Annotated in this window: 8 protein-coding genes and 1 pseudogene; 5 read left to right on the forward strand and 4 right to left on the reverse strand. The window is 74.6% G+C overall.

Annotated elements, in window-relative coordinates; all coding sequences use genetic code 11:
• Positions 1 to 23: 23 nt before the first annotated feature.
• The 3 genes and pseudogenes from ACFUK0_RS10865 to ACFUK0_RS10875 form a co-directional block, all read right to left on the reverse strand.
• Positions 24 to 5390, reverse strand: a pseudogene (locus tag ACFUK0_RS10865) (SDR family NAD(P)-dependent oxidoreductase); the annotation flags it as partial.
• Positions 5390 to 8677: a type I polyketide synthase gene (locus tag ACFUK0_RS10870; protein WP_380248441.1), complete on the reverse strand. Its 3288-nt coding sequence runs from the start codon at positions 8675 to 8677 to the stop codon at positions 5390 to 5392. The gene ACFUK0_RS10870 and the pseudogene ACFUK0_RS10865, both read right to left, overlap by 1 nt.
• A 129-nt stretch (positions 8678 to 8806) precedes the next feature.
• A complete protein-coding gene (locus ACFUK0_RS10875) occupies positions 8807 to 10771 on the reverse strand; it encodes a BTAD domain-containing putative transcriptional regulator (RefSeq protein WP_380248443.1) in 1965 nt (654 codons plus the stop codon).
• Between the two features lie 244 nt (positions 10772 to 11015).
• On the opposite strand from ACFUK0_RS10875, the gene ACFUK0_RS10880 reads away from it, so the two are divergent.
• Positions 11016 to 11768 carry a helix-turn-helix transcriptional regulator gene (locus ACFUK0_RS10880; RefSeq protein ID WP_380248445.1) on the forward strand — a complete coding sequence of 251 codons (753 nt, stop codon included), beginning with the start codon at positions 11016 to 11018 and terminating at the stop codon, positions 11766 to 11768.
• 1309 nt (positions 11769 to 13077) lie between these two features.
• Here the strand turns inward: ACFUK0_RS10880 and ACFUK0_RS10885 are convergent.
• Positions 13078 to 14922 (reverse strand): DHA2 family efflux MFS transporter permease subunit, encoded by a 1845-nt coding sequence (locus tag ACFUK0_RS10885; RefSeq protein WP_380248447.1) that lies wholly within the window; start codon positions 14920 to 14922, stop codon positions 13078 to 13080.
• Positions 14923 to 15133: 211 nt separating this feature from the next.
• Here ACFUK0_RS10885 and ACFUK0_RS10890 point away from each other — a divergent pair, with 211 nt between their 5' ends.
• From ACFUK0_RS10890 to ACFUK0_RS10905, 4 genes are all read left to right on the forward strand, one after another.
• Positions 15134 to 15535 (forward strand): nuclear transport factor 2 family protein, encoded by a 402-nt coding sequence (locus ACFUK0_RS10890; RefSeq protein WP_380248449.1) that lies wholly within the window; start codon positions 15134 to 15136, stop codon positions 15533 to 15535.
• A 163-nt stretch (positions 15536 to 15698) separates the two neighbouring features.
• A complete protein-coding gene (locus ACFUK0_RS10895) occupies positions 15699 to 17000 on the forward strand; it encodes an NAD(P)/FAD-dependent oxidoreductase (protein WP_380248451.1) in 1302 nt (433 codons plus the stop codon).
• 43 nt (positions 17001 to 17043) lie between these two features.
• Positions 17044 to 18303 (forward strand): cation:proton antiporter, encoded by a 1260-nt coding sequence (locus ACFUK0_RS10900; RefSeq protein WP_380248453.1) that lies wholly within the window; start codon positions 17044 to 17046, stop codon positions 18301 to 18303.
• A 41-nt stretch (positions 18304 to 18344) separates the two neighbouring features.
• Positions 18345 to 21110, forward strand: coding sequence for a LuxR C-terminal-related transcriptional regulator (locus ACFUK0_RS10905; protein ID WP_380248455.1), 2766 nt, complete (start codon positions 18345 to 18347; stop codon positions 21108 to 21110).
• Positions 21111 to 21123: the final 13 nt, after the last annotated feature.

A 21123-nucleotide genomic window follows, 5' to 3' on the forward strand; every position in this document is an offset into this window, starting at 1 on the left:
ACGCGCTGGTCCGGTCGCCGCTGTCAGAGGGTCAGCACTTCGGTCTCCTCGTCGTCCTCGTCGAAGTCCTCGTCCGCGGCCAGGACCGACAGGGCGGTGAGGTGCCGGCAGACCAGCTCGGCGATCTCCAGCGCGGTGCCGCCGCCGAACAGCAGGTTGGTGGGCGCGTCGGTGGCGAAGTCCGCCAGCAGGCGGTTGCGGAGCTGGATGGTGGTGAGGGAGTCGAAGCCGAGCTCGTTCAGCCGCCGGTGGCCGAAGCCCGGCCGCACGGCGTCCCGTTCGCTCACCGTCATGCCGAGCAACTGCGTTACCAGGCCCAGCAGTTCGTCGAGCACGGCGGCCCTGGCCCCGGCCGGGTCGGTGATCGTGAGCCGGGCCAGCTCCTTCGCCCGCCCCGGGTCCGGGGTGCCGGGTGCGGCGGCCGCCGGGGCCAGGCCGGCCAGCAGGGTGTACGGCAGCCGGCGGGTCGCGGCCGGGAACCTGGCCCAGTCGACGGTCAGGATGCCGCTCTGCGGGCCCGCCCCGGTCCGCTCCAGTGCGGCCAGCGCCGCGTCCGTCCCCAGCGCGGTGATGCCGGTGGCCGCGTACCGGGCCAGGACGTCCTCGCGGGCGGCCATGCCGGTCTCGGCCCACGGGCCCCAGTTGATGCTGAGGGCGGGCAGGCCCCGGTGGTGGCGGTGTTCGGCCAGTGCGTCCAGGAAGGCGTTGGCGGCGACGTAGCCGGCCTGGCCGGCCGCGCCGAAGAGGGAGGCGATGGAGGAGTAGAGCAGGAAGAAGTCCAGCTCGGCGCCCTCGGTGCGGCGGTGCAGGTGCCAGCCGCCGCGGACCTTGGGGTCCATGATCCGGGCGAGCTCGGCCGGGGTCTGCTGGTGCAGGATCACCTCGGAGTTGACGCCCGCGGCGTGCACCACGCCGCGCAGCGGCGGCAGGTGCTGCTCGGCGTACCCGATCAGGGCGTCCACCTCGGCGGGGTCGGCGAGGTCCGCCGGACGCAGCTCGACCCGGACCCCGGCGGCGCGCAGCCGCGCCACGGCGGCCGGCTCGGCGGCGGGGACGGTGCGACCGGTGAGCAGCAGGGTGCGGGCGCCGCGTTCGGCCAGCCGGGCGGCGGTGACCAGGCCCAGCGCACCCCAGCCGCCGGTGATCAGGTACGTGGCGTCCGGGCGGACGGGGGCGGGCCCCGGGCCCGGCGCGGTCTGCTCCAGCAGCCGGGCCTCGTACCACTGGCCGGCCCGGACGGCGAGGTGGCCCGAGCCGCCCAGTGCGGCGGCGCGGCCCAGCAGTTCGGCCACCGCGGGCGCCGGCTCGGCCGGGTCGAGGTCGGCCTGGACGACGGTGACCTCGGGGTACTCGGCGATCACCGCGCGGGCCAGGCCGGACAGCGGCGCCTGCCGCAGGTCGGGGGTGTCCCGGCCCGGGCGCGGGGCGGTGGCGCCGGTGGTGCAGAGCAGCACCGCCGGCCGGGCGGCGGCGTGGGCGGCCAGGAAGTCGCGCAGCACGGTCAACTGCGCTCCGGCCAGCCGGTACGCCTCCTCCAGCGGGTCGTCGCCGCCGTCCGGGGAGCCCGCGCCGAGGTGCAGCAGCAGTCCTTCGACCGGCGCCGGTGCGTCGTCGCCGAGCAGGGCGGCCTGCCCGCCGAGGGCCTCGAAGCCGCTGCGCCAGGCCTCGGCCCGGCCGGCCTCCTCGCTGTGCACCAGCCAGGCTCCCCGGGGCGCCGGGGTGGTGGCGGGCGCGGCGGGCTGCCAGGTGATCCCGTAGCGGCGCGGGCCGGCGCCGGCGTCCGGCAGCGCGCTGCGCGGTACCGCGCGCATCAGCAGCCCCCGGACGGTCGCCAGGTGTTCGCCGCTCCCGGTGAGCAGGTCGAGGTCGAGGGTGCCCTCGGGTGAGCCGGCGGCGCGCTGCCAGCGGGCGTGGCACCAGAGGCGGTGCGGGAGGGGGGCGTAGGCGGTGAGGCCGGCCAGCCGGGTCGGTACCCAGGGGTCGGCCTCGTCCTCGGTGAAGGCGCCGACGCTCTGGAAGCAGGCGTCCAGGACCACCGGGTGGAGCAGGGCGCCGGTGTCCTCGGCGGCCTCGGCGACCTCGATCAGGGCCAGTGCCTCGTCACCGTCGCGCCACAGGCCGGTGAGACCGCGGAAGGCCGGCCCGTAGTCGAGGCCGATGCGGGCGAAGCGGTCGTAGAGCGCCGCCGGGTCCTGTGCGGTGAGCCGGGCGCGCAGGGCGTCGAGGTCGGCCGGCGCCGGGCGGGGGATGCCGCCGGGTGCGGCCGAGGCGGCGTCGACGTGCTGGGTCCAGGCGCTGCCGGGGCCGTCGTGGCGGCTGAGACATCGGACGCCGGTGGCTCCGTCGGCCGTCCCGGCCACCGACTGCACGGCCACCGGCCGCCCCTCGGGCAGCGGCAGGAAGGCGGTGAAGGCGGTGTCCGTGAGCGTCCACGGCCCGTCGTGGCCGGGGGCGGCCACCCGGGCCGCCGCCAGTGCCCACTCGATCATCGCGCTGCCGGGCAGCACCGCGGCGCCGCCCAGCCGGTGCTGGGCGAGGTACCAGGGCCGTTCGGTGGTCAGGGTCTGCGAGTACCGGCGTTCCGCCGTGCCCGCGAGCTCGATCTCCGAGCCGAGCAGCGGGTGCAGCTCCGCCGTGGGAGCTGTCGCGGCGGGTGCCTCCAGCCAGTGCCGGCGCCGCTGGAACGGGTACGTGGGCAGCTCGACCGGCTGCGCGCCGGGCCCGAACAGAGCGGCGGGCCAGCGCACTTCGGCGCCCTCGGCGTGCAGCTGGGCCACCGCGGTGAGCAGCGTGCGCGGCTCGGGCCGGTTGCGGCGCAGGGCGGCGACGGGCGCGCCCTCGCCGGTCAGGCAGTCCTGGACGAGCGCGGTGAGGGTGGCGCCGGGGCCGAGCTCCAGCCAGCCGGTCACGCCCTCGGCCTCCAGGTGCCGTACGCCGTCCAGGAAGCGGACGGTGTGGCGCAGTTGGTCGACCCAGTACTCCGGCGAACGGAGCTGTGCGGTGGTCGCGGGCCGGCCGGTGAGGTCGGAGATCACCGGCAGCTGCGGCGGGTGGAACCCGACCGTCGCGGCGGCGGCCCGGAAGTCCGCGAGGACGGAGTCCATCTGCGCGGAGTGGAAGGCGTGGCTGACCCGGAGCCGGGTGCTGGAGCGGCCCTCGCCGGCCCAGCGCGCGACCAGCCGGGCGATGGCCTCGGCGTCGCCCGACACCACGGTGGAGAGCGGGGAGTTGACGGCGGCGACGGCGACCCCGGGCTCCTCGACGAGCGCCGCGAGCACCTCCTCCTCGGTGGCCTGGACGGACACCATCGCGCCGCCCGCGGGTGCGGCCTGCATCAGCCGGGCCCGCGCCGCGACCAGCCGGCAGGCGTCCGGCAGCGACAGCACGCCGGCCACGTGCGCCGCGCTCAGCTCGCCCACCGAGTGCCCGATCAGGTGGCTCGGCGTCAGCCCGAAGGAGCGGACCAGGCGGTACAGCGCGACCTCCAGGGCGAACAGCGCGGGCTGCGCGTAGCCCGTCCGGTCGAGGAGATCGGCCTCGGGCGAGCCCTCGGCGCAGAACACCAGGTCGCGCAGCGGCCGGTCGAGCAGCGGGTCGAGGTGGGCGCAGACCTCGTCGAAGGCCTCGGCGAACACCGGGAAGGCGGCGTGCAGTTCGCGGCCCATACCGGGGCGCTGGGCGCCCTGGCCGGAGAACAGGAAGGCGATCGAGCCGGGCCGGGCGCTCTCCTGGACGAGGCCGGGCGGGCGGCTGCCGGACGCCAGCGCCGCCAGGCCGGCCAGCAGGTCGTCCCGGCTGTCGCCGATCACGGTCGCGCGGTGCTCGAAGTCGCTTCGGCCGGCCGCCAGGGAGTACCCCACGTCGGCGGGGGACAGCTCGGGCGATTCGGTCAGCCGGGTGTGCAGGCGGGCGGCCCGGGCGCGCAGCGCCGTGTCGTCGCGAGCGGTCAGCGTCCACGGCAGGGGGTGCGCCGGGCCCTCCGGCCCCTGTCCGGCGGGGGCGGGCTCCTCGGGGGCCTGCTCCAGGACGACGTGGGCGTTGGTGCCGCTGATCCCGAACGAGGAGACGGCGCAGCGCCGGGGGTGCCCGCGCTCGGGCCACGGCGCGGCCTCGGGGAGCAGGGCGACCCCGCTGCCGTCCCAGTCGACCTCCGGTGTGGGGCGGTCGGTGTGCAGGGTGCCCGGGAGCAGGCCGTGCCGCATCGCCAGCACCATCTTGATCACCCCGGCCACTCCGGCCGCCGACTGGGTGTGCCCGATGTTCGACTTGAGCGAGCCGACCAGCAGTTCCTCGCCGGCGGGCCGCCGGTCGCCGTAGACGGAGATCAGGGCCCGCGCCTCGATCGGGTCGCCCTGGGCGGTGCCGGTGCCGTGCGCCTCGACGGCGTCGATGTCGGCCGGGGCGAGGCCGGCGTTGGCCAGGGCCTGGCGGATGACCCGCTCCTGCGACGGGCCGCTCGGCGCCGTCAGGCCGTTGCTGGCGCCGTCCTGGTTGATCGCGCTGCCCCGGATCAGGCCGAGCACCCGCTGGCCGCTCCGGCGGGCGTCGGAGAGCCGCTCGACGAGCAGGACGCCGGCGCCCTCGCTCCAGCTGGTGCCGTCCGCGGCGGCGGCGAACGGCTTGCACCGGCCGTCGGCGGCCAGCCCGCGCTGGGCGCTGAACTCCAGGAACATGCCCGGGTTGGGCATCACGGAGGCACCGCCGGCAAGGGCGAGGTCGCACTCGCCGGCCCGCAGGGCCTGGCAGGCCTGGTGCAGGGCGACCAGTGAGGAGGAGCAGGCGGTGTCGACGGTGACGGCCGGCCCCAGCAGGCCCAGGGTGTAGGCGATCCGGCCGGAGGCGACGCTGCCGGCGCTGCCGGTGAGCAGGTATCCGGCGGACTCCTCGGTGGCCTGGTCCAGCGTTCCGCCGTAGCCGTTGTGGCTGAGGCCGGTGAACACGCCGGTGCTGCTGCCGTGCAGCGAGGCCGGGTCGATGCCGGCCCGCTCGACGGCCTCCCAGACGGTCTCCAGCAGCAGCCGCTGCTGCGGGTCCATCGCGGCGGCCTCGCGCGGTGAGACGCCGAAGAAGCCGGCGTCGAACTCTGCCGCGTCGTACAGGAATCCGCCGTTGGTGCTGTACGTCCTGCCGGGTCTGCCGGGCTCCGGATGGTAGCGCCCGGCGATGTCCCAGCCCCGGTCGGTCGGGAAGGCGGAGATCGCGTCCACGCCGTCGGCGGCCAGTTGCCAGAGCCGGTCGGGGGAGTCGGCGCCGCCGGGGAACCGGCAGCCGATCCCGATGATCGCGATGGGTTCGTGGGCCCGCTCCTCGACCTCGCGCAGGCGAGCCTCGGCCTGGTACAGGTCGACCGTGGCCTTCTTCAGGTACTGGGTGAGCCGCTCTTCGTTGGTCACAGTTGGCCCCTGCTGTCGATGAGGTCGAAGATCTCTTGCGAACTGGCCGAGAGGATCGCCTCGGTGAGGTCGCCGCCCGGCGGTTGCCGGCGCTGGTTCTGCTGCGGGCGCTCCAGGCGCCCCAGGAGGTCGCGCAGGCGGCGGGTGACCGCCTCGCGGGCCCCGTCGTCCAGATCGGCGGAGCCCAACGTGGCCGCCATCTCGTCGATCCGGGTGAGGAGTTGCGCGCCGGGCGGCTGCTCGCCCTCGGCCAGCAGGGTCTGCAGGTGGGTGGTGAGAGCGGCCGGGCTGGGGTGGTTGTAGGCCAGCGCGGTCGGCAGCTTCAGCCCGAGGGCGTCGCCGAGCCGGCGCAGCAGTTCGGCGGCGCCCAGCGAGTCGAGGCCCAGCTCCCTGAACGGCCGGGTGGCGGTGACCGATCCGGCGCTGCGGCCGAGGACGGCGCCGGTGTGCGCGCCGACCAGGCCCGCCAGTCGCCTGCGCTGCTCGGCCGCGGGCAGGCCGGCGATCTCCTGGCCGGCCGCGGCCGGGCCGGCCGGCTGCGGCGCGGTCGCGGGAGTCGCGGCCGGGGGAGCGGCGGCCGCCGTTGTCCCGCCCGGCTGCTGCGGCGGTGCGTCGAGCCAGTGCCGCTCCCGCTGGAAGGCGTAGGTCGGCAGTGCGGTGCGACGGGCGCCCGTACCGGCCGACACGGCGGGCCAGTGCACCGGCACGCCGCGAACATGGACCTCGGCGAGCGAGGTCAGGAAGCGCAGCCTGCCGCCGTCGCCCCGGCGCAGCGTGCCCGCGCCGAACGCCCGCCCGGTGCCGGGCTCCTGGAGGTCGCCGCCGTCGTCGAGGATGTCGCGCAGGCCGCCGGCGAGCACGGGGTGCGGGCTGGTCTCGATGAAGGCGCGGTGGCCGTCGGCCAGCAGGCTGCGGACGGTCGCCTCGAACCGTACGGTCCGGCGCAGGTTGCGGTACCAGTACTCGGCGTCCAGCGTGGTGGTGTCGAGCAGGCCGCCGGTGACGGTCGAGTAGAACGGGATCTCGCCGGCCCTCGGGGTGATCCCGGCGAGCAGGGCCAGCAGCGGCTCGCGGATCTCCTCGACCTGCGGTGAGTGCGAGGCGTAGTCGACGGCGATCCGGCGCGCCTCGACGCCCTCGGCGGCGAGTGCGGCCCCGAGCTCGTCCAGCGCGGCCGGGTCGCCCGAGATCACGGTGGCGGCAGGGCCGTTGACGACGGCGATGTCGAGCCGGCCGCCCGAGGCGGTGACCCGCCCGGCGAGCGCGTCGGCGTTCTGCCGCACGGACAGCAGGCCGCCGCGGCCGGACAGCGCCCGGACGGCCCGGCTGCGCAGGGCGACCAGCCGGGCGGCGTCGTCCAGGGTGAGCGCGCCCGCGACGTACGCGGCGGCGATCTCGCCCTGCGAGTGGCCGGCCACCGCGTCCGGCCGCACGCCGGCCGAGCGCCACAGCGCGGCCAGTGACACCATGACGGCGAACAGGGCGGGCTGCACGACGTCCACGCGCTCCAGCAGCGCTCCGTCGGCCGCTCCGGCGCCGCGCAGCACGTCCATCAACGACCAGTCGGTGTGCGGCCGCAGGGCGTCCGCGCAGGCCGCCAGGGTGTCGGCGAAGACCGGGGCGCAGTCGAGCAGCCCGGTGGCCATCGCGGCCCACTGCGAACCCTGGCCGGGAAACAGGAACACCACCTTGCCGGGGGCGGCCACGCCCTCCACCAGCTGGGCGGCGGGCAGGCCCGCGGCGAGTGCGGCCAGCCCGGCCCGGAAGTCCTCCGGCCGGTCGGCGACGACGGCGGCGCGGTGCTCGAAGGCCGTCCGGTGCAGGGCGAGCGAGTGGCCGGTGTCGGCCGGTGCGACGCCGGGGTGGCGGTCGGTGAAGTCGAGCAGCGCGGCGGCCTGGGCGCGCAGGGCCGCCGGTGTGCGGCCGGACAGCGGCCACACGGCGGCCTGCCCGGCGGGCCGCGCCGGGGCCGGCGGGCCCGCGGCCGGTTGCGGCGCCTCGCCCAGTACCAGATGGCAGTTGGTGCCGCCCATGCCCCAGGCGCTGACCCCGGCGAGCAGCCGGCCTTCGGGCTGCGGCCAGGGCGACGGCTCCCGGACGACGCTCAGGTTCAGCCGCTCCAGCGGGATGCCGGGGTTCGGTTCGGTGAAGTTCAGGCTCGCGGGCAGCTCGCGGTGGGCGACGGCGAGCAGGGTCTTCAGCAGTCCGGCGATGCCGGCCGCGCCCTCCAGGTGGCCCACGTTGGTCTTGGCCGAGCCGACCAGCAGCGGTGACCCCGGGGCCTTGGCGGCGCCGACGGCCGCGCCGAGGGCCGCCGCCTCGACCGGGTCGCCCACCGGCGTTCCTGTGCCGTGCAGTTCGACGTACTGGAGTGCGGCGGGCTCGATCCCGGCCCGGCGGCAGGCGGTCAGGACGACCTCCTGCTGGGTGCGGGCGACCGGGGTGGTGAGCCCCGCGCCGCCGCCGTCGTTGTTGACGGCGCTGCCCAGCAGCACGCCGAGGACGGGGTCACCGTCGGCGAGCGCGTCGGCCAGCGGCTTGAGCAGGACGAGGCCGCCGCCCTCGCCGCGTACGTAGCCGTTGGCCCGGGCGTCGAAGGTGTGACATCGGCCGTCGGGCGAGAGGCCGCCGAACCGGGCGACCCGCAGCGTGGTGTCGGCCAGCAGGTTGAGGTTGACGCCGCCCGCGAGGGCGAGTCCGGACTCGCCCCGGCGCAGGCTGTCGCAGGCCAGGTGCACGGCGACCAGCGCGGAGGACTGGCCGGAGTCGACGGTCAGGCTGGGGCCGCGCAGGCCGAGCCGGTAGGAGAGCCGGTTGGCGATGATGCTGCGGTGAGTACCCGTCAGGCTGTGGCGGGTCACCCCGGCATGTGACTGACGGTCTGTCAGCAAGGCGTAGTCGTCCTGGATCGCGCCGACGAACACGCCGGTTGAGGTGCCCTCCAGGGCTGCCGGGAGCAGGCCCGCGTCCTCGACGGCCTCCCAGCCCAGCTCCAGCAGCAGCCGCTGCTGCGGGTCCATGGCGGCCGCCTCGCGCGGCGAGACGCCGAAGAAGTCGGCGTCGAACAGGTCGACCCGGTCGAGGAAGCCGCCGTACCCGATGTCGTCCGGCACCGGCGCGGTACGCTCCCACCGGCCCGGCGGTACCGGTGAGACCGAACTGCCACCGTTTCGGAGAAGTTTCCAGAATGCCTCCGGATTCGACGCCCCGGGAAACCGGCAGGAAATTCCGATGACCGCTATGGGGCTGTCGGCCGGCAGCCCGTCCGGTTCATTTCGCCGCATGACTCGCACTCCCCCGATGAGTACTCGCCGCCGCGAATCGACCTGCTCCGGCGGTCGGGCGGTTGAAAGTCTGCATCAGTGACGGGGCGGCTGCATCTCCGATATTGCTCAGCGGTGTGCCGGGCATACTCAGGAGCGCCCGCCCTCCGGGACGCGGGCGAGCAGGTGCAACGCCGCACCGCCCGTGCCGCAGACGTGCGGCGGCTCGGCGTCCAGCGGCCCGCCCGCCCGGGGACCGCGCAGCAGCCGGGCCAGGACGGTCGCGCGGTCGCCCGCCTGGCCGTCCCGCGCGCACTCGGCGGCGTACACCCCGATCAGGTTGTGGAACCGGTAGAGCCCCCGGCCGACCTCCTCCAGCAGGTGGTTGTCGGCCAGCGCCGCCAACTGCCGGGCGGCATCGGCCTCGCCGGTGCCGGCGTAGCGGGCGGCGAGCGGCGCGCTGATCAGCTCCTCCTCGCAGTGCCCGAGCAGCCGGAACATCCGCGCGGCGTCGGGGGGCAGACTGCGGACGGAGGCCGCGAACGCCGTCCGCAGGCTGGCCGTGACGTCGTCCTCGACGGTGAGCCGGTCGAGGGTGCCGTGCTCGGCGCAGTGGTAGTCGGCGAGTTCGGCGAGCGTCAGCCGGGGCGAGGCGGCCAGCCCGGCGGCGGCGATCCGCAGGGCCAGCGGCAGGTTGCCGCAGAGCCCGGCGAGCCGGGCACCCACCTCGCGCTGCCCGGCCAGGCGCTCCTCGCCGACCAGGCAGGCCATCAGGTCGACGGCGTCCTCGGTCGCCAGCGGCGCCAGCTCGATGCGGTAGGCGCCGTCCCTGGCCGCCAGGCCGTACTGCCGGCGGCGGCTGGTGACCAGTACGCAGGCGGGCCCGCGCGGCAGCAGCGGGCGCACCTGGTCGGCGTGCAGCGCGTCGTCCAGCACGATCAGCACCCGCTTGCCGTGCAGCAGGCTGCGGTAGAGCGCGGTGCGGCCGGGCAGGTCGGCGGGGAGCAGCCGCTCCTCGATGCCGAGGCTGCGCAGCAGCATGGCCAGCGCCTCGTGCGCGCCGAGCGGCTCCCGGCCGGGGTCGGAGCCGCAGAGGTCGACGAAGAGCTGGCCGTCGGGGTAGCTCTCGGAGAGCTGGTGGGCGAGTTGCAGGGCCAGCGCGCTCTTGCCGATGCCGGGGGCGCCCTCGACGACGGCGACGGTGGCGTGCATCTCGGGCCGGGCGACGCCGCAGCCGACGAAGTTGCGCAGCCGGGCGGACTCCTCGGTGCGGCCGGTGAAGCCCCGGGCGCCGGGCGGTAACTGGGCCGGTTTGGGGGCGGGCGCCGGGGCGGGCGGAGCGGTCCGCAGGACGGTGGGCGCGGTGGCGGCGGCGCGCAGGTCGAGGTCGGTGTGCCCGGCCAGAATCTGCTGGTGCAGGCGGCGCAGTTCGCCGCCGGGTTCGATGCCCAGCTCGTCCTGGAGCAGCCGCCGGGTCTCCCGGTAGGTGCCGAGGGCCTGGGCGCGGCGCCCGCAGCGGTAGAGGGCGAGCATCAGCAGCCAGCGCAGCCGCTCGCGCAGCGGCTCCTTCGCCACCAGGCCGGACAGCACCGTCACCGCCTCGCTGTGCCGGGAGGCGGCGAGGACGGCCTCGGCCCACTCCTCGACGGCGGTGAGCCGCACCTCGTGCAGCCGGGTGCGTTCCAGCTCGGCGAACGGGCCGGGGACGTTCGCGTACGCCTCACCGTGCCAGAGGGCGAGCGCGTTCTCGTATCCGCGGATGGCCTCCTCGGCCTCGCCGGCGCCGAGCAGCCGCCGGGCCCGGGCGTGACTGTCGGCGAACAGTTCCGCGTCGACCGCCGCGGTGTCCAGGCAGAGCGCGTAGCCGCCTCCCGCCGACACCAGGACGCCGCCGGACTCGCGCGGTCCGCGCTCCGGCTCCAGGACGCGCCGCAGCCCTGCCACGTAGGTGTGCACCCCGTTGACGGCGGTCTGCGGTACGGCGCTGCCCCATACGGCGTCGACGATCTGCTCGACGCCCACCACCTGATTGACCCGGCTCGCGAGAAGGCCCAGCACGGCTCGTTGCTTCGGCGGTCCGAGAACGACTTCCGCGCCTCTGGCCCATACCCTCATCGGCCCCAAGAGTTCCAGTCGCACGGCTCCCCCGAATCTTCCGATGCCGAATAGCTGCGACGTATCAATCTGTTCTTCGGGTGCGTTTCTGTCACCGCCGAGATTGCTCTGCCGGGCCGATCCGGGAAGTCGAATTCCGCTACTGTCAGGGAGGTTAACGTCTTGACAGCGCCCCGTGGCTCTGCTTGCCTGCCCACGGGAATGGCGGGTTCCGCGTGGAGCCGCCAGTCACGGGGGAGTCTTGATGCGATCAGAGATCGAACGTGTCGTCAGCGGTATCCGAGAGGGTTTCAGCGAGGATCTGACACTGGCCGAGCTGGGTGAGATGGCCCGGCTGAGTCCGTTCCACATGGCACGGCTGTTCCGCCAGGAGACGGGGCTGCCGCCGGCGTCCTTCCTGATGGCGGTCCGGCTGGAGGAGGCGAGGAAGCGGCTGTTGCACACGCAGGACAGCATCGCGGACATCTCGGTGCGCTGCGGCTACGCCAGCATCGGCGCGTTCACCACGCGTTTCACCAGGACGGTCGGCGTCTCGCCGGGCCGCTACCGGCGGTTGGTGTCGCTCGGCGCCGCCGCGGTCGACTTCATCTCGGGCGGCGACGACACCCCGAGCACGTACGGCTCGATCCTCGGCGACACCAGGCGCTCGGACGGGATGGACGGCGAACCGGTCTTCGTGGCGGCGTTCCCGGCGGGCCGGTCGGGCGGCTCGGCCGCGTCCTGCCGGCGTTCGCCGCGCTGCCTCAGATCGGCGCGGGCGGCCGGGCAGTGGCGCATCCCCCATGTACCGGAAGGCCGTTGGTACGTCCAGGCGGTCTCGCGCAGCGGCGGTACGGGGGTGGACGCGATCGTGGTGGCCGCCGCCGGGCCGCTGCGGGTGCTGCCCGGCGCCGAGAGCCGGGTCGAGCTGGTGCTGGAGCCGCCCGGGCGGGTGCAGCGGCCGGACGACACCCGGGTGATGCTCGGCTACGCGCTGCCCGAGCTGTTCCGCGGCTGACGGTCCGGCGGCGCGGCCGGCGGGGTTGAGCAACCCGGGAGACGACAGACCGCGGGCGGACCGCTGAGACTCGCTGGGATGCCACGAACTCGCGTGGCCTCTGGGGAACTTGCCGAGGAGGACTGATGGGTGCGTCTCGTGGCCACGCGGTGGTGATCGGCGGCTCGATGGGCGGTCTGGTCGCGGCGCGGGTGCTCTCCCGCAGATTCGACCGCGTCACCGTCCTGGACCGGGACGCCCTGCCCGAGGACGCGCAGGACCGGCGCGGGGTGCCGCAGAGTCCGCACGCGCACGCGTTGTTGATCAGCGGGCGGATGCAGCTGGAGGAGCTGTTTCCCGGGCTCACCCACGAGTTGAGTGCGGGTGGTGCGGTGCCGTTCGATCCGGGATCGGATCTGATTTTCCATCAGATGGGAGCGCACCGGGTCAAGTTCAACAGCGGAAAGCTCGGAATCAGTCTGAGTAGGGCATTTCTGGAGCACACCGTGCGCGACCGGGTACGCGGTCTGCGCAATGTGGAGATCCACGACGGGACGGCGGTGACCGGCCTCACCGGGAGGCTGCGGCGGGTCACCGGTGTGGAGAGCGACATCGCCGGGACGCTTCGCGCGGACCTGGTGGTGGACGCCACCGGCCGCAGCGGCGGCCGGACGGACCGCTGGCTGGAGCAGTTCGGCTGCGAGGCGCCGCTGACGGACACCGTCAAGATCGACGTGGGCTACACCACCCAGCTGTTCCACCGCCCGCCGGGCGACCGGATGCGCGACGAGGGCCTGCTCTACCTGATGGCCGCGGTGCCGCCGCACGACAAGCGGGCCGCCGCGGTCTTCGCCATCGAGGGGGACCGCTGGGTGGTCACGCTGGGCGGCTGGCACCGCGCCCACGCCCCGGTCGACCCGGCGGGCTTCGCCGCGTTCGCGGCCGGGCTGCCGGCCCCGAACATCGCCGAACTGATCGACCGGGCGAAGCCTTTGGACGACGGTGACGCGAAGAAGTTCACCTACCCGCAGGCCCGCCGGCGCTACTTCGAGCGGCTGGTGCAGCCCGCGGCCGGCTATGTCGCGCTCGGTGACGCCATCTGCAGCTTCAACCCGCTGTACGGGCAGGGGATGACGGTCGGCACGCTGGAGGCGGTGCAGCTGGGCCGGGCGCTGGACCGGTACGGCAGTGCGTCCTCGGGGATGGCCAGGGCGTACTACCGCGCGGCCGCGAAGATCATCGCGACGCCGTGGCAGATGGCGACCGGCGGGGACTTCATGTACCCGGAGACGGCCGGGCCGAGGCCGCTGGGCGTCGACCTGCTGAACCGCTACGTCAAGCGGGTGATGCTGGCGACCCACGTGTCGGCGGACGCGCACCGGGTGATGCTGGACGTCCAGCACCTGCTGGCGCCGCCGAGTTCGATCCTGCGGCCCGCCACGGTGGTCCGCTCGCTGCTGGCGGCCGGCCGCTCGCCGGCCGCCTGAGCGGGCCGCCCGGGCGGGCGAAGACGAGGGGCGGGCCGTCCGGGCGGGCGAAGACGAGGGGCGGGCCGTCCGGGCGGGCGGCAACGAGGGGCGGGCCGGTCACCACCCGCCCCCCCCCCCCCCGTCTCGGGCCCCCGGGAGCCCCCCCGGCCCCCCCCGCCCCGGGGCCCCGCCCCGGGGCGGCGGCGCACCTTGATGGCGAAGACCGAGGCGAACAGCGCGAGCAGGATGATCGCGGTGCCCGCCAGGTACGCCGAGGTGATGCCGTGGGTGAGCACGGTGCCGCCCCAGGGTGCGGGCAGCAGGTGCGTACGGGCGAACTCGGCCTGCTGCTCCGGGGTGGCCCCGGCCATGAAGGCGGGGATCTGGGACTTCGCCTCGTTGCGGCTGGCGGTCCCGAAGACGGTGACCAGGATCGACAGGCCGAGTGCGCCGCCCACCTGCTGGGTCGCGTTGAGCAGGCCGGAGGCGGCGCCCGCCTCCTCGTTGGAGACACCGGACACGGCGGTCAGGGTCAGCGTGACGAAGGTGAGGCCCAGGCCGAGGCCGAACAGCATCATCGGCCCGAGCACCCCGCCGAGGTAGCTGCTGTCCGGCTCGATCCGGGTGAACCAGAGCATGGCCAGGGTGGTGAGCCCGGTGCCGGCGATCAGGATCGGCTTCGGGCCGACCCGGGGGAGCAGCGGCTGGGCGACGCCGGCCGCGATCAGGATCGCCACCGTGATCGGCAGGAAGCTGACGCCGGAGCGGATCGCGCTGTAGCCGAGCACGTTCTGCACGTACAGGACCAGGAAGAAGAAGAGGCCGAGCAGCGAGGCGCCGAGGCCGAGCATGATGACGTAGCTGCCGGAGCGGTTGCGGTCGGCGAACAGCCGCAGCGGGGTGATCGGTTCGGGGGCCCGCCGCTCGACCGCCACGAAGGAGGCGAGCAGCACGACGGCGGCGGCGAACGCGCCCATCGTCCAGGCGTCCCGCCAGCCCTCCTCGGAGGCCCGGATGAAGCCGTACACCAGCGAGGCCATGCCGAGGCTGGAGGTGAGCGCGCCGGGGATGTCGAACCGGCCGGGCTGGCGCGGGGACTCCCGGATGTAGAGCGGCGCGGCCACCGCGATCAGCAGGCCGATCGGGATGTTGATGAAGAAGACCCAGCGCCAGTCGAGCCACTGGGTCAGCATGCCGCCGGCCAGCAGGCCGATCGCGCCCGCCCCGCCGGAGACGGCGGCGTAGATGCCGAGCGCCTTGGTGCGCTGCGGGCCCTCGGCGAAGGTGGTGGTGATCAGTGCCAGTGAGGTGGGCGAGGCGATCGCGCCGCCGACTCCCTGCAGGGCGCGGGCCGCCAGCAACTGCCATGGTTCCTGGGCCAGTCCGGCGGCCACCGAGGCCAGGGTGAACAGCAGGATGCCGGCCACGAACACCCGGCGGCGGCCGAGGATGTCACCGATCCGGCCGCCCAGCAGCAGCAGGCCGCCGAAGGTCAGGGCGTAGGCGTTGACCACCCAGGACAGGCCCGAGGTGGAGAAGTCCAGGGCCCGCTGGATGTGCGGGTTGGCGATGTTCACGATGGTGGAGTCGAGGACCACCATGAGCTGGCAGCCGGCGATGACGGCGAGTGCGAGCCAGGGCCGCTCGGTGCGCCCCTTGGCCGGCGGCGCGGACTCCGACTCGTGCTGGAGTTGATGGATCGTCATGGGTCTTCTCCTGGGGGAGAGTACGGCAGGCGTTGACGAGCATGATGTTTACGTAGTCTGACACTAGAGTCGCACTCTATTAAAGTCGACGCCGCCCCGCCCGGGCAATCCGCCAACTGGGCAACCCCGGAGGCGACGCGGCCGCCCCGGCGCGTCCAGACTCGGCCCCGCGCGCATCACCCGGATGGGCGCGGACCGAGAGGACAGTCAGATGTCGGAGCAGACCACGGCCATCGTCGAGCGGCTGTACGAAGGCCTGGCGAAGGCGGACATCGAGACCGTGCTCGGGATCTTCGATCCCGAGGTGGAGATCGTCACGCCCGAGGCGCTGCCCTGGTCGACCGGCCACTACACCGGGCTGGAGGGCGCCGCCGCCTACTTCGGCGGCGCGCTGGAGTACCTGGACCGGACCGGGTTCGACGTGGAGGAGATCCGTCCCTCCGGCGAGGACTGGGCGGCCGTGATCGGCATGTGGCACGGCCGGTTCCGGGTGGGCGGCGGCGAGTTCAACGTCAAGTTCGTGCACTTCTGGACGCTGCGCGACGGGAAGGTCGTCAAGGGCGAGGGGATCTCCGACACGATCGGCATCGTCCGCGCCTTCGAGGCGGCGTAGTCCCGGAGCGGGCCCGCGGCGGTCTCCAGGGGTCTCCAGACGACGTACAGACCCTCTTCAGGCACCCCGTTCAAGACTGGTCGAAATGAACGGACCGAACAACCGTGGCGCCCCGCGAACCGTGCGGTGCGCGGCCGGATCGGACAGACGGGAAGGTCTAGGCATGCCGACCAAGCTCTTCGGAGTACCTGAGGAATTCGACGTCGTCGTCATCGGCGGCGGCCCCGCCGGTTCCACCACGGCGGGGCTGCTCGCCCAGCGCGGCCACCGCGTGCTGGTCCTGGACAAGGAGCGCTTCCCGCGCTACCACGTCGGCGAGTCGCTGATCCCCGCCTTCATGCGGCCCATGGAGGAGCTGGGCATCGTCGAGCGGATGAACGCCCGGGGCTTCGAGCGCAAGTACGGCGGGACGCTGGTCTGGGGCAACAAGCAGGTGCCGTGGAACTTCTCCTTCGTCGAGGGCGGCGCGTACCCGTACGCGTTCCACACCCGCCGCGCCGACATGGACTCGATGATCCTCGACCGGGCCCGCGAACTCGGCGTCTACGTGGTCGAGGACGCCACCGTCAAGGAGCCGATCGAGGAGGACGGCCGGGTCACCGGCGTCCGCTTCACCGTCCGCGGCACCGACGGCAGCCACGAGGCCCGGGCGAAGCTGGTCATCGACGCCTCCGGCCAGTCCCGCCTGCTCAGCCGCCGCTACGCCGAGGTGACCTGGCACGAGGAGCTGCGCAACGTCGCGGTCTGGACGTACTTCGACAACTGCGAGCGGCTCCCCGGCGACGAGTACACCAACATCCTCATCGAGGGCCTGGACGAGGGCTGGTTCTGGGCGATCCCGCTCGACAAGGGCACCATCAGCGTCGGCTACGTCACCCGGTCCGAGCAGGCCGGCAAGGACGGGCAGTCGCTGGAGGACCTCTTCACCGCCGAGATGCAGCGCTCCACCAAGCTGAAGAAGATGCTCGCCGGCGCCAACCAGGCGGCCGGCTGGCGCACCGCGCGCGACTGGTCCTACACCAGCCAGGCCTTCCACGGCGACGGCTGGGTGTGCGTCGGCGACTCGGCCGCGTTCGTCGACCCGCTGTTCTCCACCGGCGTGGCGCTGGCGACGCTGGCGGGCAGCGTCCTCTCGAAGATCGTCGACCAGATCATCAAGCACCCGGAGATCGAGGAGCAGGCCCTCAAGCGCTACGCCACCGCGTACCGCGGCTTCTTCGACGAGATCCGCTCCTTCGTCGAGCGGTTCTACGACCGCACCAAGTACAAGGAGTTCTACTACAGCCTGGCCCAGGAAATGATCGACCCCGACGCCGAGCGCGAGCCCTCCGCGGACTTCGTGCAGCTCATCTCCGGCCTCAGCGGCAAGCACCCGATGCTCAACCTCAGCCTCGCCGACCTGATCGACGGCGAGGACGAGCCGCTGGCCGCCCCGCCCGCCGGGCAGAGCACCGAACCGGCCTGAGCGCGTCCGGACCGTCCGAGAAGGTGAGTGAGGAGCGCGGGACATGACCAGTCATCAAGTGCAGTTGCTGTTCGTCGACATAGCACTGATCCTCTTCCTGGCCCGCGGCCTCGGCCATCTGGCGGTCCGGATCAAGCAGCCGCCCGTCGTGGGGGAGATCCTCGCGGGCGTGCTGCTCGGCCCGACCCTGCTGAACGGCGCGGTCTCCGACTTCCTGTTCCCGACGGGCATCCGCCCGCTGCTCACCGGAATGGCCAACGTCGGGGTCGCCCTGTTCATGTTCGGAGTCGGGCTCGAACTGGAGAGCGGCACACTGCGGGGGCGGGGCCGGGTGGCCGCGGGCGCGGTCTTCGGCTCCACCCTCGTCCCGTTCGCCCTCGGCATCCCGCTGGCGTTCTACCTGCTGCGCGGGCACGAGAGCGGCAACCACGCCGCGTTCGTGGTCTTCGTCGGCCTGTCCGTCTCGGTGACGGCCTTCCCGGTGCTCGCCCGGATCCTCACCGACCGGGGGCTCGGAACCACGGCGCTGGGCAGCCTGGCACTCGCCATCGCGGCCACCGTGGACGTGGTGGCCTGGGCCGCGCTCGCCGCGGTGCAGGCCGCCGTCGGCGGCGACGGCTCCGAGCACTGGCGGGTGGTGCTCGCACTGCCCTTCCTCATCCTCATGGTGCTGGCCGTGCGCCCGCTGCTGCGCACCCTGCTCGCCCCCGGCGGGCGGCCCCTGCCGCTCGGCCCGCAGAAGTTCGCGGTGATCCTGATCGGTGTGCTGCTGTCCGCGGCCGCCACCGAGGCGATGGGGATGCACTTCATCTTCGGCGCCTTCCTGTTCGGGGTGGTGATGCCCCGGGCCGGGACGGACGCCATGCGCACCGAGATCCACGGCCGCACCGGCCAGGTCACCTCGCTGCTGCTGCCGGTCTACTTCGTGGTGGCCGGCCTCAAGGTCGACCTCGGCGGACTCGGCGGCGGCGAACTGCTCGAACTCGCCCTGATCCTGGTGGTCGCCGTGGCCGGCAAGTTCGGCGGCACCTACCTGGGCGCCCGCTCGCAGGGCCTGCCGGCCCGGCCGGCCTCGGCGCTCGCCGTCCTGATGAACACCCGCGGCCTGACCGAACTGGTCATCCTCGGGGTCGGCCTCCAACTCGGCCTGCTGGACGGCTCGCTGTACTCGCTGATGGTCGTCATGGCCGTGGTGACCACGATGATGACCGGCCCGCTGCTGGCCCGGGTCTACGCCAAGCCGGTGGAACTGCCGCACCTGGCGCCCGAGAAGCCCCGTGAGCCGGTGCCCACGCGCTCGTAGCACGGCCCGAGGAAGGACGTTCCGGCTGAAGGGGGAGACGCATGCGTCTGGTCGAACGGGAGCGCGAGCTGGCCGAGCTGGCCGAGCTGCTGGCCGGCTGCGCGGCCGGCCGCGCGGGCGCCGCCACCGTCGGCGGCGGCATCGGCTGCGGGAAGACCGAACTGCTGGCCGCCGCCCGCGCGCAGGCGGCGGAGGCCGGATTCCTGGTGCTGAGCGCGACCGGCTCCTGGGCCGAGCGCGGCTCCCAGTGCGGAGTGCTCAACCAACTGCTGCGCTCGGCCGGCCTGGAGCCGCTGGACCTGCCCGGACCGGACGAGCTGAACCGGTGCGTGGACGACCTGGCCGAGGCCGCCGAACGCTCCCCGGTGCTGGTCTGCGTGGACGACGTCGAGTTCACCGACTCGCTCTCGCTGCACTGGCTGGTGCGCCTGCTGCCCCGGCTGCGGGACACCCGGATCGCCCTGCTGCTGGCCGAGTGCACGCTCGCCCACCCGTCCCACCCGCAACTGCACGCCGAGCTGCTGCGCCGGCCCGGCTACCGCCGGATCACGCTCGAACGCCTCACCCCGGCCGGGGTCACCGCACTGCTCGCCGAGCAGCTGGGCGAGGCCGCCGCCGCGGCGCTCGGCGAGCGCTGCCACACCGTCAGCGGCGGAAACCCGCTGCTGGTCCGCGCCCTGCTGGAGGACCAGCGCCCGGCCGCCGCGCCGAGCGCCCCGGGCGGGCCCGAACTCGCGGTCGGCGAGGCGTACGGCGACACCGTGCTCAGCTGCCTGCACCGGGGCCGGCCGGTCCTGCCGAGGATCGCCCAGGCACTCGCTGTCCTGGACGAGGACGAGGACGGCGGCGACCTGCTGGCCCGGCTGGTCGAGGAGACACCGGACACCGTGGCCCGCGCCGAGCACGCGCTGCGGGTGGCCGGGCTGCTGGACGGCCGCCGGCTCGGCCACCCGGTCGCCCGCCGGGCCGTCCTGGCCGGCCTCACCACCGCCGAGCGGGCCGGCCTGCACCGCCGGGCCGCCGGACTGCTCTACCAGGAGGGCGCCGAGGTCACCCGGATCGCCCGCCACCTGCTGGGCGCCGCGCCCGAGCCCGGGCTCCAGGACCCGGGCGGCCCGCAGCCGCCCGCGTGGGCGGTCGCCGTGCTGCGCGAGGCCGCCGAACGGCACCTGGCGGGCAACCGCGCGAAGGAGGCCAGGACCTGCCTGGACGAGGCGCTGCGGATCTGCCGGGACGACGGCGTGCGGGTCACCCTGCGCGCCCTGCTGGCCTCCGCCGCCTGGGTGCTCAACCCGTCGATCAGCGCGACCCACCTGGGCGAGCTCGCGGTCGCCCTGCGGGAGGGCCGGCTGCCCGACCACCACGCCCTGATGCTCGCCAAGTACCTGTTGTGGCACGGCCGGTACGACGAGGCAGTGGATGCGATCGAGCGCCTCAGCGGCCCGCAGGACGGCGCCGCGGCAGGTGGCGGCCCGGAGCTGCGGGCCGCCCGCGAACTGCTGTCCGCGACCTACCCCGGCCTGGTCGCCGCCGACCGCCGCCCCGGCGCCGGCACCGATCCCCGGGTGCGCGGCGCCGCCGCGCTCAGCTACGTCCTCGCGCACGGGCCGGACGCCGGAGCCGTCGCCGAGGCCGAATCGGCGATGCGGGCCATGCGGCTGGGCAAGAGCACCCAGGAGTCACTGATGTGCACGGTGGCGGCGCTCGCCTTCGCCGACCGGCTGGAGGCCGCCGCGAGCTGGTGCGACCACTGGCTGGAGGAGGCACAGGCCCGCCATGTGCCCCTCTGGGAGGCGGAGTTCGCCTCACTGCGGGCCGGCATCGCACTGCGCCAGGGCGATCCGGCGCGGGCCCGGCGGCTCGCCGAGTCCGCGCTCGCCCGGGTGCCCGCCGAGAGCTGGGGCGTCTGCATCGGCGGGCCGCTGGCCAACCTCGTCCAGGCGGCCACCGACACCGGCGACTACGACAGCGCCGCCGGCTACCTCGACGTCCCGGTACCCGACGGGATGTACGCGAGCCGGTTCGGCCTGTACTTCCTGCACGCCCGCGGCCGGTACCAGCTGGCGACCGGCCGCCCCTACGCCGCCCTCGACGACTTCACCGCCTGCGGCGAGCTGATGCGCACCTGGGGCTTCGACCAGCCCACCCTGGTGCCCTGGCGCAGCGAGGCGGCGCGCGCGCACCTGGCCCTGGGCGACTCCCGCCGGGCCCACCAACTGGCCCGCCAGGAAGTAGAACTGGCCGGGCGCGGGGCGTCCCGGGCGCGCGGGGCGGCGCTGCGCGTGCTGGCCCTCTCGGGCCGGCCCGCCGAGCGGGCCGCGCTGCTCACCGAGGCCGTCCAGATCCTGCAGGCCTGCGGCGACCGGCTGCAGACCGCGGGGGCGCTCGCCGACCTCGGGCGCGCGCACGCCGAAGCCGGCCGGCTGACCCGGGCGCGGTCCGTGCTCGCCTCCGCCGGCCGGCTCGCCGAGGCGGTCGGCGCGAAGCCGCTGGCCCGCAGCCTGCGCGCGGACGCCCACCCCGCCGGGGCGGACGGCCCGGCGCCGGCCCGGGCCTCGCCGGCCTTCGCCGCGCTGAGCGACGCGGAGCGCCGGGTGGCCGTCCTCGCGGCGCGGGGCCTGACCAACCGGGAGATCTCGGAGAAGTTGACGGTCACCGTGAGCACCGTCGAGCAGCACCTGACCCGGGTCTTCCGGAAGCTCGGCGTCAGGGCGAGGAAGGAACTGCTCCCCGGGGCCCCGGGCGATCCGCCGGAGCGGTCGGAGCAGCGGTCGGGAAGTACCGGAGTCCAGGAGAAGGAATGGTGAGGAAGGTGTCGGC

The organism is Kitasatospora sp. NPDC057223 (assembly GCF_042669755.1).
Taxonomy (GTDB): domain Bacteria; phylum Actinomycetota; class Actinomycetes; order Streptomycetales; family Streptomycetaceae; genus Kitasatospora.

Excerpts from the sequence above, each read along its gene's own strand:
- ACFUK0_RS10870 (WP_380248441.1), bottom strand. The coding sequence starts at position 8,677 with ATGCGGCGAAATGAACCGGACGGGCTGCCGGCCGACAGCCCCATAGCG.
- ACFUK0_RS10895 (WP_380248451.1), top strand. The coding sequence starts at position 15,699 with ATGCCGACCAAGCTCTTCGGAGTACCTGAGGAATTCGACGTCGTCGTC.
- ACFUK0_RS10885 (WP_380248447.1), bottom strand. The coding sequence starts at position 14,922 with ATGACGATCCATCAACTCCAGCACGAGTCGGAGTCCGCGCCGCCGGCC.
- ACFUK0_RS10900 (WP_380248453.1), top strand. The coding sequence starts at position 17,044 with ATGACCAGTCATCAAGTGCAGTTGCTGTTCGTCGACATAGCACTGATC.
- ACFUK0_RS10880 (WP_380248445.1), top strand. The coding sequence starts at position 11,016 with ATGCGATCAGAGATCGAACGTGTCGTCAGCGGTATCCGAGAGGGTTTC.
- ACFUK0_RS10875 (WP_380248443.1), bottom strand. The coding sequence starts at position 10,771 with ATGAGGGTATGGGCCAGAGGCGCGGAAGTCGTTCTCGGACCGCCGAAG.
- ACFUK0_RS10890 (WP_380248449.1), top strand. The coding sequence starts at position 15,134 with ATGTCGGAGCAGACCACGGCCATCGTCGAGCGGCTGTACGAAGGCCTG.
- ACFUK0_RS10905 (WP_380248455.1), top strand. The coding sequence starts at position 18,345 with ATGCGTCTGGTCGAACGGGAGCGCGAGCTGGCCGAGCTGGCCGAGCTG.